Origin of the sequence: Arthrobacter sp. NtRootA1 (genome assembly GCF_019976975.1) — a bacterium.
Taxonomy (GTDB): Bacteria; Actinomycetota; Actinomycetes; order Actinomycetales; family Micrococcaceae; genus Arthrobacter; species Arthrobacter aromaticivorans.
Genome location: NZ_AP024630.1, coordinates 1,683,404 through 1,697,499 on the forward strand (window position 1 = coordinate 1,683,404; position 14,096 = coordinate 1,697,499).

13 protein-coding genes are annotated in these 14,096 nt (G+C 62.3%); 7 read left to right on the plus strand and 6 right to left on the minus strand.

Annotation, left to right across the window (positions count from 1 at the left end):
• Window positions 1-54: 54 nt before the first annotated feature.
• On the minus strand, window positions 55-1,266 hold the full coding sequence (locus LDN90_RS07755; RefSeq protein WP_223948573.1) for an MFS transporter: 1,212 nt from the start codon (window positions 1,264-1,266) through the stop codon (window positions 55-57).
• 134 nt (window positions 1,267-1,400) lie between these two features.
• Here LDN90_RS07755 and LDN90_RS07760 point away from each other — a divergent pair, with 134 nt between their 5' ends.
• Window positions 1,401-1,835 (plus strand): (deoxy)nucleoside triphosphate pyrophosphohydrolase, encoded by a 435-nt coding sequence (locus LDN90_RS07760; protein WP_223948574.1) that lies wholly within the window; start codon window positions 1,401-1,403, stop codon window positions 1,833-1,835.
• 25 nt (window positions 1,836-1,860) lie between these two features.
• Here the strand turns inward: LDN90_RS07760 and LDN90_RS07765 are convergent, their stop codons facing one another.
• Window positions 1,861-2,955: an Rv2578c family radical SAM protein gene (locus tag LDN90_RS07765; RefSeq protein ID WP_223948575.1), complete on the minus strand. Its 1,095-nt coding sequence runs from the start codon at window positions 2,953-2,955 to the stop codon at window positions 1,861-1,863.
• A gap of 77 nt (window positions 2,956-3,032) precedes the next feature.
• On the opposite strand from LDN90_RS07765, the gene pcp reads away from it, so the two are divergent.
• On the plus strand, window positions 3,033-3,680 hold the full coding sequence (gene pcp / locus LDN90_RS07770) for a pyroglutamyl-peptidase I (protein ID WP_223948576.1): 648 nt from the start codon (window positions 3,033-3,035) through the stop codon (window positions 3,678-3,680).
• Here pcp and LDN90_RS07775 read toward each other — a convergent pair.
• A complete protein-coding gene (locus tag LDN90_RS07775) occupies window positions 3,649-4,281 on the minus strand; it encodes an SIMPL domain-containing protein (RefSeq protein WP_223948577.1) in 633 nt (210 codons plus the stop codon). The two genes, pcp and LDN90_RS07775, sit on opposite strands and share 32 nt — an antisense overlap.
• On the minus strand, window positions 4,278-4,697 hold the full coding sequence (locus tag LDN90_RS07780; RefSeq protein WP_216925231.1) for a hypothetical protein: 420 nt from the start codon (window positions 4,695-4,697) through the stop codon (window positions 4,278-4,280). The genes LDN90_RS07775 and LDN90_RS07780 overlap by 4 nt, the downstream gene beginning before the upstream one ends.
• A 107-nt stretch (window positions 4,698-4,804) precedes the next feature.
• Here LDN90_RS07780 and LDN90_RS07785 point away from each other — a divergent pair, with 107 nt between their 5' ends.
• The 3 genes from LDN90_RS07785 (at window position 4,805) to pheT (ending at window position 9,464) form a co-directional block, all read left to right on the plus strand.
• Complete coding sequence (locus LDN90_RS07785) at window positions 4,805-5,704, plus strand: hypothetical protein (RefSeq protein WP_223948578.1); 900 nt, start codon at window positions 4,805-4,807, stop codon at window positions 5,702-5,704.
• Window positions 5,705-5,856: 152 nt separating this feature from the next.
• Window positions 5,857-6,918 (plus strand): phenylalanine--tRNA ligase subunit alpha, encoded by a 1,062-nt coding sequence (gene pheS, locus LDN90_RS07790; protein ID WP_223936608.1) that lies wholly within the window; start codon window positions 5,857-5,859, stop codon window positions 6,916-6,918.
• Between the two features lie 2 nt (window positions 6,919-6,920).
• On the plus strand, window positions 6,921-9,464 hold the full coding sequence (pheT, locus tag LDN90_RS07795) for a phenylalanine--tRNA ligase subunit beta (protein ID WP_223948579.1): 2,544 nt from the start codon (window positions 6,921-6,923) through the stop codon (window positions 9,462-9,464).
• Window positions 9,465-9,577: 113 nt separating this feature from the next.
• On the opposite strand, the gene LDN90_RS07800 is transcribed toward pheT, so the two are convergent.
• Together LDN90_RS07800 and LDN90_RS07805 are read right to left on the minus strand one after the other, a co-directional pair.
• Window positions 9,578-10,543, minus strand: a complete 966-nt coding sequence (locus LDN90_RS07800; protein WP_223948580.1) for a quinone oxidoreductase — start codon at window positions 10,541-10,543, stop codon at window positions 9,578-9,580.
• Window positions 10,544-10,628: 85 nt separating this feature from the next.
• Window positions 10,629-11,717 carry an acyl-CoA desaturase gene (locus LDN90_RS07805; protein WP_216925226.1) on the minus strand — a complete coding sequence of 363 codons (1,089 nt, stop codon included), beginning with the start codon at window positions 11,715-11,717 and terminating at the stop codon, window positions 10,629-10,631.
• 178 nt (window positions 11,718-11,895) lie between these two features.
• On the opposite strand from LDN90_RS07805, the gene argC reads away from it, so the two are divergent.
• Complete coding sequence (argC, locus tag LDN90_RS07810) at window positions 11,896-12,927, plus strand: N-acetyl-gamma-glutamyl-phosphate reductase (protein WP_223948581.1); 1,032 nt, start codon at window positions 11,896-11,898, stop codon at window positions 12,925-12,927.
• Window positions 12,924-14,090, plus strand: coding sequence for a bifunctional glutamate N-acetyltransferase/amino-acid acetyltransferase ArgJ (gene argJ / locus LDN90_RS07815; protein ID WP_223948582.1), 1,167 nt, complete (start codon window positions 12,924-12,926; stop codon window positions 14,088-14,090). The genes argC and argJ overlap by 4 nt, the downstream gene beginning before the upstream one ends.
• The last annotated feature ends 6 nt before the right edge of the window (window positions 14,091-14,096 follow it).

Sequence of the window (14,096 nt, forward strand, 5' to 3'; positions counted from 1 at the left end):
AGAGCCCATCTTTCTTTGTTGCGGTATCCAGCAGTTGGATCACGCTCTAGCGATTCATGAGGTAGCCAGCGGCTTCTTGCGTTCCAGCAGTCCGCTGATGATGGCAACTCCCAAGCCGAGGATGGCAAGGACGGCACCCACAAGGGCCGGAGCCACGTAGCCCCAACCCCAGGCAATCACGGTCCCGCCGAGGAAGGCCCCCAGTGCATTGGCAATGTTGAGGGCGGAGTGGTTCAGTGACGAAGCGAGCGAGGCAGCGCCTGGAGCGGCATCCAGGAGACGGGTCTGCAACGCTGGCGTGAGCATGGAGCCTATGCCGCCAACGACGAAGGCCATGATGAAGGCGGACCAAGCCCAGTGGGCGGCAATGGCGTAAACCACCAATGCTGCGGCGATGCCCGGCATGACCCAATAGATGGTGCCCATAACGGACTTGTCCGCGATGCGGCCACCGATGATGTTGCCCGCAACCATGCCGAGTCCGTAGAGCGCCACGACTGCCGGAATGAGGCTTTCGGGTATCCCTGCCACGCCGGTCATGGTGTGCGCGATGTAGGTGTAGACGGCGAAGAACCCACCAAAGCCGATGATGCCGATCAGTAAAGCAAGCCATACTTGAAGCCGCTTGAGGGCACCGAGTTCGCGTCGAATACTCGCCTCAGGGTGCGCTGCTTCGAAGGGGACGAATTTCCAGACCATGACCACGGTCAGCAGGCCGATGGCCCCCACGATGATGAAGAGAAGGCGCCACCCGAAGGTCTGCCCGACCCAGGTGGCCACAGGCACGCCGATGACGTTGGAGACGGTGAGGCCTGCCATCACCATGGAGATGGCCCAACCGCGTTTTGTGGGTGCCACCAAGCCGGCAGCAATGACGGCAGCCACACCGAAGAACGCGCCGTGGGGGAGCCCGGAAGCGAAGCGGGAGAGCAGCATGAAACCGTAGTCGGGAGCAATAAAAGAGGTCAGGTTGGCGATGGAGAGGAACAGCATCAACCCCAGCGCCAGGTACTTCCTGGGAAGCTTGGCTCCGAATGCGGCGAAGACGGGCGCTCCGATGACAACGCCCAAGGCATAGGCGGAGATGAGGTTGCCGGCCTCGGGAGTGCTGATGCCCAGTCCTTCCTCGATTTCCTTGAGAAGACCCATCATGGCGAACTCGGTGGTGCCGATGGCGAACCCGCCCGTGGCCAGCGCGAGGATGGCCAAGCCCAGGTGGCGCCTTGCTGTTTTGGCGACGGCGGGTGGGGACACAGTGATAGTCATGAGCCTGCTTCGTGAGGTGCCTTGAGGGCTGGGAAAAGGTGGAGAAAATCCGATAACAAGCTTAGTCCCGTGACCGCGACTTGACGTCGGTATGTGACGATGCCCATGCTACGCGCCACCCATAGACTGTTTCAGTGACTGGACTGATAAACGTGGTGGGCGCCGCCGTCGTCGACTCCCTGGACGCCCCGGCCCGACTCCTTGTAGCCCGCCGCACTGCACCCCCGCAGTTCGCCGGAATGTGGGAATTTCCCGGCGGCAAAGTAGAGGAGGGCGAGTCGGCCGAAGCTGCCCTTCATCGGGAGCTCGCGGAGGAGCTGGGAGTTACGGTCCGGCTGGGGGCGGAGCTGGAGTCTGGTGAGGCCGCGGGGTGGCCCCTCAATGAGCGCGCGGCTATGCGTGTCTGGTTGGCGGAACTCGCTGAAGGCACACCTCGTGCTCTTGAGGATCACGACGAGCTGCGCTGGGTATCCCTGCTTGATGACAAAGAAGCTCTTGGCCTGGCCTGGATCCCGGCTGACTTCCCTATAGTCCGGGCGTTGCTGGAACGCGTGACTGCACTGGCCTAGCTGCTTGGAAAACGGGCCTAGCAGCTTAGAAAAGTGGTTCTTGCCCTGGCAGCGGCGTCCCAACTGCAGGCTCCGGGCCCGAGGCCGGGGTGGTGGCTGACCGGGCATTGCGGTGGCTGAAGCCTTGCGTTCCGGTAAAGCCATGCTTGGCTTTGAAGTGATTGATCCTGGCCGACAACCAGGAGCGGTACTCCTTTGACGCATACGATCCCTGCCCGTACAAGCGACGGTACCGTCCTACAAGTTCGGGATGGTGGGCGGCGAGCCACTTCATGTACCACTCACGTGTACCCGGCTTAAGGTAGAGGGCTCCTGCAGTGACGCCTGTGGCGCCGGCGTTGGCTAGTTCCGAGAACAAGGACTCAAGGGCTTCGTCTGAATCCGTGAGCCAAGGCAGGATGGGCATAGCCATGACTCCGCAACCCAGACCTGCCTCACGTAGCCGCGCAATGAGCTTGAGGCGGGCCCTCGGGGATGGGGTGCCGGGTTCAACAATCTCTGCAAGGTCCTCGTTGGTCATGGCCAGCGAGATACCCAGGTCCACGGGTACCTGGGTAGCCGCATGCTTGAGCAGGGGAATATCCCGGGCAAGCAACGTGCCTTTGGTCAGGATTGAAAACGGTGTGCCGGAATCGGCAAGTGCCCGGATGATCCCCGGCATCAGCGCGTATCGGCCTTCGGCGCGCTGGTAGGGGTCGGTGTTGGTTCCGAGGGCAACTTGGTGCCGTTCCCAGGAGGGTTTGGCCAGTTCCTTCCGAAGGACCTCTGCCGCGTTTATCTTGACTACCACCTGGGAGTCGAAGTCGCGTCCGGCGTCGAACTCCAGGTAGGTGTGCGTCTTCCGGGCGAAGCAATAGACGCAGGCATGGCTGCAGCCCCTGTAGGGATTCACTGTCCATTCGAAAGGCATATTGGAACCCGAAGGCACCTTGTTGAGCACTGACTTTGCGGTGACCTCATGGAAGGTGACTCCGGAGAATTCGGGTGTTGAGACGGAACGCACAAACCCGGCCAGCGGCAGTAGGGCGTCCATGGCCGGGGCAGGGCCAAGAGCCATACTGTCAACGCTTTCGGACGCCGGTCCACGCGTCGGCGAAAGTGCTTGTGCGTCCCATCTCATGCACTCCATTCGAATGTATGTTCGAATAAATGTCAAGGACCTCGAATGCCGATTCCGGACATTGCTAAGGTTGGCCCATGATTCTGCTGACTGGCTTCGAACCGTTTGGCGAAGAGAACGTTAACCCTTCCTGGCAGGCCGTCCAGCGCGCTCGCGACATCCTTCGTTCGGAGGGGCACATGGTGGAAGCTTTAGAGCTGCCTTGCGTGTTCGGTGAAGCGGCGACAGTCCTGCTGGCAGCCATCGAATCCCTGACACCGGACGTCGTGGTGTGCGCTGGATTGGCGGGAGGGCGGGAAAGGGTCTCGCTGGAGCGTGTAGCCATCAATTGCGATGACGCCCGCATCCCGGATAACAAGGGCAAGCGGCCCATCGACGAGGAAGTGGTTCCTGGCGGCCCGGCAGCTTACTTCTCGACGCTGCCGATCAAAGCCGCCCTACGGAATCTTCAGATCGAAGGCATCAAGGGTGAGATCTCCCAGTCCGCGGGAACTTACGTCTGCAACCACGTGTTCTATGCACTGATGCATGCTCTCGCAACCAAGGACGGTGTCCGGGGAGGATTTGTCCATCTTCCCTACCTTCCGCAGCAGGTGTCCGTGGGGAGCGCGACGCCGTCCATGCCGCTCGAGGCCATGGCTGCCGGCATCGCAGTGGTGGTGCGGACGGCAGTTCAGGCCCCGGTGGATGGACCTAGGGCTTCAAGAGTTCCCATTCCACAGTGACGCTTGCCGCCACGGACGACTCGCCGGCCTCGATGGGAAGTGCTTCAGCAGCGGAGGCCCTGAGGAGTCCACCCATCGGAATGGGGGAGCCCGGCAGAGGTTGCTGGGAAATGGAAACCACCGGGCCCAGCCGGGCGGACGCCAAGGACGCGTACTGCTCCGCCCGCTGAAACGCGTCCTGCCACGCTGCTTCCTGCGCCTGGCTGGTGACCGGAGAGGTATCCGCAAATCCTTGCTCTATCCCGTTGATCCGGATCTCGTCCCCACCGGCGGCCACGGCCGCAGCAATGGTGGCACCCGCTTGCGATTGTGATCGGATGCCGACGCGCACATTAGTGGACGCTACATAGGCGGCGACCTTCTGTCCTTGCCCCTCCACCCACACCAGGTCTGCTCGAAGGTTCAAGCCGCTGGTGCGTAGATCCGCATCCTGCACGCCAGCCGCCCGCAAACTGGTGGCGACGGCGGCGGCCGCCTTACCGGCGTCGTCATATGCCTTGGATGCAGTCTCCCTCCGCGTCTCGACGCCCAGAGTCAGCGTCACCAGGTCCGGAACTGCCTTGGCGCTCGCCGTTCCCGTAACGGTAATCGTGCGTTTCATGCTTCGGCCTCGATTCGATGGTCAATGTAGCCGCCTGCTGCGAGTCCGGCCTGCCGCTCAAAGAAATTCCTCGACGCCGGATTGCCCGTGCGCAGCATCGACCAGCCGGCGGCGACACCGTAGAAAACGAGGAACGGCAACCCCAGGCAATAGGCGTACTGAGTGCTGTGCCGTTCCTCGTGGGCAAGGAGCAGCTCATTGCGTCCTGCCACGCCGTGGGCTGCACGGTAGAGGACGACGTTCCCCACGGTGAACGCTCCGGCGTGTGGAAGCTTCCATGCGTACCCTGCTGCTATCAGCAGCCCGCGGGGCCCACGCGAAATGCGTGATCGGGAGGCTCGCGCGACCATGAGCCCCAGCGGAGTGGTTAGGTTCAGGAAGTTTGCGACTTGCCTTAGTCGCTGCCCGGGAGTCATGAAGACATGCTAGACCCGTGGCGTATGGCACGGCAGGATCGGCGGGGATACGCTGTTCACGCACCGGGCGCGCCTGGTGCCGACGCACTCTAGGGGGAAGAGGGAAAATGAACGTCAAACGCGCCATCGGCGTCGTCGGTGTGATGATCGCAGTCATGGTGGCTCTGACCGGTTGCTTCAAGGTCAACATGGCGGTGAAGGTCAACAACGAAAAGAGCCTCGATTACGAGGTTGTCTACGCCATCCAAAAGTCGGTCTTGGGCGAGAGGTCCTTCGACGAATTCATGGAAACCAATGGCAACGGCAGTGAAGACATGGACATCCCCGAGGGCTCCACAGTCGTGGACTACGAGGACGATAAGTACAAAGGGAAGCGGATCAGCGCGGTTAATCTGGATCCGGCCAAGCTTGCCGAAGCATCGAGTTCGGAATCGCCGTTCGAGCTGAAGAGGGATGGGGACTTCTACGTCATCACCATGGGCGGAGTCACTGGCTCGGGCGGCAGCGATCCCTCCGCAGCCAGAATGGCCAAATCCATCTTCGACGAAGCAACCGTCAAATTCACGTTCCCGGGCAAGGTTGTTGAGGCAAAGGGGGCTGTGGTGGACGGCAATACGGCCACCTTCGACATGCTCGCCATCAACGAAACCACCGTCCAGGCAAAGGCTGAGGCCAGTCCCGGCGTTCCAATGTGGATCATATGGGTGCTCGTAGCCGTACTGGTGATTGCCGCAGCCTTGGTGCTCCTGTTCGTGTTGCTGCGCAGGAAGTCTGGCCAGCAGGCACTGGCGCCCGCAGGGGCGGCTCCATACAACCAGCCTCAGCAGGCCGGCCAGCAAGGATTCCAGCCGCCCCAGCAAAATTGGGCAGGGCAGGGTTACACGCCAGGGGCGCATCCCGTTCAGCCACAAGCGCCGCAGCATCCGCAGTGGCAGGCGGAAGAACCAAAGCCCGACGACGGCCAGGTGCCTCCTCCACCTGCCGCACCACCGACGTCGGGTACTTAGGGTGCTGACGGGAGTAAGCCGACGGGGTTAAGTTCCGCCTGTGAGCTTCAACTAGACTGAAGGGTAGTGTCTGCCGTCCGCGGTGAGCACTGCCCTTTCGTTTTGCAGGCCAGCCATGCCGGCCGCTCCCGACTCGTAGCTAAGAACAGTAGATGACTGACACTTTGCCAGGCGCTGCCATCCCGAATCCGCTGGATGAAGCCGCCATCAACGCCGCCGTTGAGGATGCGATCGCCGCGATTGCGGCCGCCTCCTCCCTCGAAGAACTCAAGGCTGTCCGCCTCGCCCACACCGGAGAGAAGTCGCCCCTGAGCCTGGCCAACCGTGAAATCGGTGGCCTCGCCAAGGAGCACAAGGCTGCCGCCGGAAAGCTCATGGGGTCCTCGCGCGGCCGGGTCAACCAAGCGCTCGCAGCGCGGACCGAAGTCCTGGAAGCCGAGAACGACGCCCGGATCCTGGTGGAGGAAACCGTTGATGTCACGGCTGCTCCGCGTCGACGCCGGGCCGGCGCGCGTCATCCTCTGTCTACTCTGCAGGACCGTGTTTCGGACATCTTCGTCGGCATGGGCTGGGAGATTGCCGAAGGCCCCGAGGTCGAGTCCGAGTGGTTCAACTTTGACGCCCTGAACTTCAAACCTGACCACCCGGCCCGTGAAATGCAGGATACGTTCTTCGTGGAGCCTCCGGAGGCGCATCTGCTGATGCGCACCCACACCTCACCTGTGCAGGTGCGTTCCATGCTGGAGCGCGAAGTCCCCATCTACGTGCTGTGCCCGGGCAAGGTGTTCCGCACGGATGAACTCGATGCAACACACACGCCTGTCTTCCACCAGTTCGAAGGCCTGGCGATCGACAAGAACCTGAGCATGGCCGACCTCCGTGGAACGCTCGAGCACTTCGCCCGCCAGATGTTTGGCGACGAAGCCTCGATTCGCCTGCGCCCGAACTACTTCCCGTTCACCGAGCCGTCTGCTGAGCTGGACATCTGGCACCCCGGCGCCAAGGGTGGTCCCCGCTGGATCGAATGGGGCGGCTGCGGCATGGTCAACCCCAATGTCCTCCGGGCTGCCGGCATCGATCCGGACGTCTATTCAGGTTTTGCCTTCGGCATGGGCATCGAGCGCACGCTCATGTTCCGCAACGAGGTCGGCGATATGCGCGACATGATCGAGGGCGATGTACGTTTCAGCGAGCACTTCGGGATGGAGATCTAACAGTGCGTATCCCACTTTCCTGGTTGCGTGAATTTGCGCAGGTTCCGGCCGATGCTACGGCCGAAGATGTCATGGCGGACCTGGTCAAGGTCGGTTTTGAAGAAGAAGAAGTCCACCGTCCCACGGATGAACTCACGGGTCCCATTGTGGTGGGCCAGGTGCTGAGCCTGGTCAAGGAACCGCAATCCAATGGCAAGACCATCAACTGGTGCCAGGTCCGTGTTGTCCCTGAAGGGCAGGACCAGACCCTGACTGGCGAGGGAATCGATCCTTCCGGCGTGCAGGGCATCATTTGTGGCGCCCATAACTTCGTGGAAGGCGACAAAGTTGTTGTCACGCTTCCCGGAGCTGTGCTGCCCGGCGACTTCCGGATTTCGGCACGGAAGACCTACGGTCACCTGTCTGCGGGCATGATCGCTTCCGTCCGCGAGCTGGGTATCGGCGATGACCACGATGGAATCCTGGTCCTCTCACGGATCGGGCTGGATCCGGAAATCGGCACGGACGCGATGCAACTCCTTGGTCTCTATGACCAGGCTGCAGAAATCAACGTCACGCCGGACCGCGGCTACGCCTTCTCCATTCGCGGTGTGGCACGCGAGTACGCACACGCCACCGGGACATCCTTCGTTGACCCGGCCTCCAAGGTCAACGCTCCGGCCAGCCTCCAAGGCGGGTACGGCGTCAAGCTCAACGACGACGCCCCCATCTACGGCAAGCCGGGCTGTGACCGCTTCGTGGCACGGACGGTGCGTGGCGTGGATGCTTCCCGTCCCACCCCGCCGTGGATGTCCGCACGTCTTCGCCTGGCCGGCGTTCGTTCCATCTCCCTGCCGGTTGATATCTCCAACTACGTCATGCTTGAACTCGGCCAGCCGAACCACTGCTACGACCTCGACAAACTTGCCGGCGACATCGTGGTTCGCCGCGCCGTTGCGGGGGAGAAGATCACCACGCTGGACGACAAAGAGCGCACGCTCGACGTCGAAGACCTGCTGATCACCGATGACTCCGGAGCCATCGGCATCGCCGGGGTCATGGGCGGTGCCCACACAGAGGTTTCAGATTCCACCACCAACATCCTGGTGGAAGCTGCTCACTTCGATGAAGTATCGATCGCCCGTTCGCGTCGTCGGCACAAGCTCCCGTCCGAGGCTTCCAAGCGTTTCGAGCGCGGCGTTGACTGGCACGTCGCCAATATCGCCGCCCAGCGCGTCGTGGACCTCTTGGTTGAACTCGCTGGTGGCACCGCCGACGAGACCGGCACCGACGTCGGAACCGCGCCTGACGCCGTCACCATCGAACTGCCGGCAGAGTTCGCTGCCGCCCGGATTGGGATCGACTTCACGGAAGAGCAAATCACCACGTCGCTGGTGGATCTTGGCGCTGCCGTGGAAAAGACTGCCACTGGTTATCTGGTAACAGCTCCAAGCTGGCGCAACGACCTCGACACCAAGGAAGACCTCTCCGAGGAAATTGCCCGCCTGGTTGGTTATGACAACATTCCGGCCACCTTGCCTGTGGCACCTCCCGGCCGTGGCCTGAGCCGCAGCCAACAGCAGAAGCGCCGCGTTGTGCAGGCACTGGCAGACGCCGGACTCACGGAAGTCCTGTCCTATCCGTTCGTCTCGAAGGCCGCCAATGACACCTTCGGTGTGCCTGAAGAGAGCGAAGAACGTGCGGCGTTGAAGCTGGCGAACCCCATCAGCGAGGAACACGGTTACCTCCGTACGTCCATCCTGCCGGGACTGATCGAGATTGCCCGCCGCAACCACTCCCGCGGCTTCCGTGACCTGGCACTCTACGAGGCCGGTTCGGTCTTCCTCCCCGGCGAGAGGCTCGGCACCGAATCCATCCCACCGCTGGGCGTCAAGCCTTCGGATGAGGTACTGGATGCACTGTACGACGGCGTCCCGCACCAGCCGCTGCACATCGCCGCTGTCTTGACTGGCCATGATTCGCCGGCGGCGGCAACGCACACGCCTCGTGCCTGGGACTGGGCCGATGCTTTGGATGTAGCCCGGCTCATCGCCGACGTTCTCGGCGTTGAACTTGTAGTCAGCCAGGGAAGCCACCAGGCGTATCACCCGGGACGTGCCGCCCAGCTCGCGCTGCGATCCGGCGACGTTGTGGGCTACGCCGGTGAGCTGCACCCGAAGCTCCTCGCAGCCCACGACATGCCTGCCCGCTCTGTGGCCCTCGAGGTCAACGTAGAGGCTCTTTTCGAAGCTGCTGCCGACGTCATTGTGGCCAAGCACATCTCCGGATTCCCCGTCGCGACGCAGGATGTCGCCTTGGTGGTTCCGCAGGACGTACCGGCTGACCACGTGCTTGCCGCGCTGCGTGAAGGTGCAGGCGAACTCCTTGAAGACGTCGCATTGTTCGATGTCTACGTTGGACCGGGCATTGAGGAAGGCAAGAAATCCTTGGCCTTCGGCCTTCGCTTCCGAGCCGCTGACCGTACGCTGACAGCCGATGAGGCTTCTGAAGCCCGGGCCGGTGCAGTAGCAGTTGCTGCCGAGCGCTTCGGAGCAGTCCAGCGATAACGCCTTCTTATACGACGAAATCCCCGGAACCTCCTGGTTCCGGGGATTTTTTCACTTGCCTGCCCAAGTAGCTGGATGCGGTCTCGGCGTTGACCGGTCCCTGAGCGGGGCGATTAGGGAAGCAGGAGGAGCTTTCCTGTGGTGAGACGCCCTTCAAGGTCCCGGTGCGCCTGGGCCGCTTCGGCCAGGGGGTAGGTAGCGCCGACGCGAACCGCCAGCGTACCGTTTGCTGCGGCCTCGAAGATCTCAGCTGAACGCCAACGCCGCTCGTGGACGTTCTGGACGAAATGGCCCATGGTGGGGCGGGTCAATGACAGGGACCCGCCGGAGTTCAGGCGTTGGGGATCGAACGGGGGGACCGGCCCTGACGCGGCGCCGAAGAGCACCATGGCACCCCTGATCCGCAGGCTTCGAAGGGAGTCGTCAAACGTATCCTTGCCCACGCCGTCGTACACCACGTTCACCCCCTCGTCGTCGGTAAGCTCGCGGACCTTGTCCGCGAAGCCTTCATAGCGAAGGACTTCGTCCGCGCCGGCGAGCTTGGAGAGGTCGGCCTTTTCGTCCGAAGAAACTGTGGTGATAACCCTGGCACCGCGGGCCTTCAGGAGCTGGGTCAGAAGCAGTCCCACGCCGCCGGCTCCTGCGTGCAGGAGCACCGTATGGCCGGGTTCCACGCGGAAGGACGAGTTCATGAGGTAGTGCGCGGTGATTCCCTGCAGCGGCAGGGCAGCCGCCGTATGGTCGTCGACTCCGGCCGGGACAGGGAGCGCCTTTGAAGCATCCACGACGGCGTATTCAGCGTAGGTTTTCGAAGCCTCCGCCGTGGCAATCCTGTCACCTACCGAGAAGTCCTCTACGCCCTCACCGATCGCTTCGATCGTTCCGGCGGCTTCCGCGCCGGGGGTGAACGGGTAGTCAACCTTGTAGGTGCCGCGGCGCTGGTAGGTCTCTATGAAATTGACCCCGGCAGCTGCGACCTTGATCAGCAGCTGCCCGGGACCTGGTGTGGGAGGCTCCACGGAGGCGTATTCGAGGACTTCAGGTCCTCCGGGCTGCTGGGCAACGATGGCGTGCGTCATGGTGGCTCCTTACTCCGGGACGGTCCTTCCGGTGCCCGGTTCCAGAACCCATCCTATGAAGGATGCCGCCCTTGGTTGTGGAGGCCTAGAAGCGTCCGTGCGTCGAAGCCACGGGGCAGTCGAAGCCGCGGCCAGCTGCCAGGCCTACGTCGTTGAGATAGCTGACTACTATCCCGTAGGACTGAATCAGCGTGGTTTCCGTGTAGGGGATGGAGTGCTTCGTGCAGAACTCGCGGACGATTCCTGCTGCCTTGTGAAGGTGGGGCCGGGCCATGTCAGGGAACAAGTGGTGTTCCACCTGCCGGTTCAGTCCGCCCAGCAGGAAGTCCATGAAGCGTCCGCCCGAGATATTGCGGGAGGTAAGGATCTGGCGGTTGAGGAAGTCGACGCGGCTGTCCTTGGGAAGGACGGGCATGCCCTTGTGGTTGGGGGCAAACGAAGCACCCATGTAGAAGCCGTACACCATGATCTGCACGCCGAGGAACGCAAAGGCCATACCGATGGGCAGGAAGGTGAATGCGAGGACCGGAAGAGCGGTGAGACGGGCCACCAGGATAGGCGTCTCCACCCAGCGGTGGCGGACCTTCTGCTTGCCGAAGACAAAGCGAAGTGAGTCGAATTGCAGGCTCAGGCCAAGGAGCGTGAGGAGCGGGAAGAAGAACCAGCCCTGCTTCTTGGTCAGGAAGGCCAGGCGTCCCTTGCGTTCGGCGGCTGCATCTTCATAGAAGACCAGCGCGTTGTTCCGGATGTCAGGGTCCTTGGAAATGACGTTGGGATGGTTGTGGTGGGCACCGTGCTTTTGCTCCCACCAGGAGTAGCTGATGCCTGCGACTCCTGTTGCCAGGAGGCGGGCTGACCAATCGTTCGCACGACGGGAAGCGAAGATCTGCTTGTGTCCGGCCTCGTGGGCCAGGAAGCTCAACTGTGTACAGAAGATACCCACGGCGGCTGCGATCAGGAGCTGGAACCAGGAATCACCCAAGAGGGCGAAGCCTGTCCAGGTGGCGGCCATGAGGATCATGAGGGCTACGAAGAGCCAGATGTAGAACCCGCTGCGCCGTTCGAGAAGACCGGCAGCTTTCACGCTCTTAAGGAGCTCCGAATAGCTTTGAACAACGGGGTTTGGCTGAATTGCGCGTGTCTTGGGGCGCTCAGCGGTGGACGTGGGTGCCATATATGTGCCCCGTATCGCTAACGGGCAACGCTGCAGCCGACGTTCGGACTGCACGGTCTGGATCACCCTCCACTAAGCATACGCTGTCGGCACTAACCTATGTGACGCCTTGCACTTGGCAGAAGACGGCATGCATAAATATCGGCAACCATGAATAGTTTTGCTGTACAGTGGAGCTATGACTATTTCTGTTGCCGTCTCCGGTGCCAGCGGCTACGCCGGGGGAGAAGTGCTGCGCCTGCTTGCAGGCCATCCGAACGTCACTATCGGTGCTATCACTGCGCACAGCAACGCCGGTTCCAGACTAGGGGAGTTGCAGCCGCATCTCCACGGTTTGGCCAGCCGGATTCTGGAAGACACCACTGTGGAGAACCTGTCCGGGCATGACGTCGTCTTCCTGGCACTCCCGCACGGCGCTTCTGCGGAGATCGCTGCCCAACTGCCGGAAGGCACGGTTGTCATCGACGCCGGGGCGGACCACCGCCTGCAGGATGCGGCTACGTGGGAAAAGTTTTACGGCTCCGCCCATGCCGGCACCTGGCCGTATGGGCTCCCTGAATTGCCGGGACAGCGCGACGCCCTCAAGGGTGCCAAGCGCATCGCCGTTCCCGGATGCTACCCGACGTCGGCCCTGCTCGCCTTGACCCCCGGGTTCGCCAATAATCTCCTCCTGACGGACGACGTCGTGATTGTCTCTGCGTCCGGTACTTCCGGTGCCGGCAAGGCCGCAAAGGTCAACCTGATCGGCTCCGAAGTCATGGGTTCCATGAGTCCTTACGGTGTTGGCGGCGGCCATCGGCACACGCCGGAAATCGAGCAGGGATTATCCAACGCTGCAGGGGAGCCGGTGACCGTCTCCTTTACTCCCACCTTGGCGCCGATGAGCCGTGGCATCCTCACCACGGCCACTGCAAAAGTTGGTCACGGCGTTACCTACGCGGAGCTGCGCCAAGCCTGGGCGGACTCCTACGACGACGAACCGTTCGTCCACCTCCTGCCGGAAGGCCACTGGCCCACTACGAAGTCGGTGCAGGGTTCCAACCATGCCGTCATGCAGGTGGCTTTTGACCAGCACGCGGGCCGTGTGATCGTGACGTGCGCCATCGACAACCTCACCAAGGGAACTGCCGGCGGAGCCGTGCAGTCCATGAATATTGCCCTCGGCCTGGACGAAACCGCCGGCCTGAACCTGCAGGGAGTTGCACCGTGACCATTACCGCACCCAAGGGATTCCGGGCTTCCGGCATCAAAGCGGGCATCAAGGCATCCGGCAACCCGGACTTGGCCCTTGTTGTGAACGACGGTCCGCAAAAGTCCGCTGCTGCTGTCTTCACCTCAAACCGTGTAGCCGCTGCACCCGTTCACTGGTCACGCCAGGTGGTCAGCGACGGACGCGTGGACGCCGTGATCCTTAATTCCGGTGGAGCCAACGCCTGCACTGGTCCGCAGGGATTCCAGAACACGCACGCCACGGCCGAGAAAGTGGCGGAAGTACTGGGAGTCTCAGCTTCCGACGTCGTGGTTTGCTCCACTGGCCTCATCGGTGAGCAACTGCCCATGGACAAGATCCTTCCGGGCGTTGAAGCCGCATTCGGCGAGCTTTCGGCAGACGGCGGTTCGGCTGCTGCAACAGCCATCATGACTACGGACAGCGTCTCCAAGGAAGCTGTCTTCACGGGAACTGATGCTGAGGGCAAGCAATTCACCGTTGGCGGCATCGCCAAGGGTGCCGGCATGCTGGCCCCCGGCCTGGCAACGATGCTGGTTGTCCTCACTACTGACGCCCAGGTACCGTCGGACGAGCTCGACGTCGTCCTCCGCGATGCCACGCGGGTCACCTTTGACCGCGCGGACTCTGACGGCTGCATGTCCACCAACGACACCGTGGTGTTGCTGGCATCCGGCGCCTCGGAGGCTTTGCCCTCAGCGGAGCAGCTGAGCGAGGCCATCACGAAGGTCTGCGCGGAGTTGGCACGTAAGCTCATTGGCGACGCCGAAGGTGCCAGCCACGATATCGCTATCCGTACCTTCAACGCAGCCAGCGAACGCGACGCCGAGATCGTTAGCCGTGCCGTTGCACGTTCCAACCTCTTCAAAGCCGCCATTTTCGGCAAGGACCCCAACTGGGGGCGGGTGCTGTCCGCAGTGGGCACCACGGATGCCGTGTTCGAGCCGGACCAGCTCAACGTGTCCATGAACGGCGTGCAGATCTGCCGCAACGGCAGCATCGGCGAGGACCGTAACCTGGTTGACCTGGAACCGCGTGAAGTGCACGTCGACATCGACCTTCAGGCCGGCGACGCCGAGGCAACCATCTGGACCAATGACCTCACGCACGACTACGTGCATGAGAACAGTGCATACTCGAGCTGAGCGGAT

Excerpts from the sequence above, each read along its gene's own strand:
- LDN90_RS07765 (WP_223948575.1), bottom strand. The coding sequence starts at position 2,955 with ATGAGATGGGACGCACAAGCACTTTCGCCGACGCGTGGACCGGCGTCC.
- LDN90_RS07805 (WP_216925226.1), bottom strand. The coding sequence starts at position 11,717 with ATGGCACCCACGTCCACCGCTGAGCGCCCCAAGACACGCGCAATTCAG.
- pheS (WP_223936608.1), top strand. The coding sequence starts at position 5,857 with ATGACTGACACTTTGCCAGGCGCTGCCATCCCGAATCCGCTGGATGAA.
- LDN90_RS07785 (WP_223948578.1), top strand. The coding sequence starts at position 4,805 with ATGAACGTCAAACGCGCCATCGGCGTCGTCGGTGTGATGATCGCAGTC.
- LDN90_RS07800 (WP_223948580.1), bottom strand. The coding sequence starts at position 10,543 with ATGACGCACGCCATCGTTGCCCAGCAGCCCGGAGGACCTGAAGTCCTC.
- LDN90_RS07775 (WP_223948577.1), bottom strand. The coding sequence starts at position 4,281 with ATGAAACGCACGATTACCGTTACGGGAACGGCGAGCGCCAAGGCAGTT.
- LDN90_RS07780 (WP_216925231.1), bottom strand. The coding sequence starts at position 4,697 with ATGACTCCCGGGCAGCGACTAAGGCAAGTCGCAAACTTCCTGAACCTA.
- pcp (WP_223948576.1), top strand. The coding sequence starts at position 3,033 with ATGATTCTGCTGACTGGCTTCGAACCGTTTGGCGAAGAGAACGTTAAC.
- LDN90_RS07755 (WP_223948573.1), bottom strand. The coding sequence starts at position 1,266 with ATGACTATCACTGTGTCCCCACCCGCCGTCGCCAAAACAGCAAGGCGC.
- argC (WP_223948581.1), top strand. The coding sequence starts at position 11,896 with ATGACTATTTCTGTTGCCGTCTCCGGTGCCAGCGGCTACGCCGGGGGA.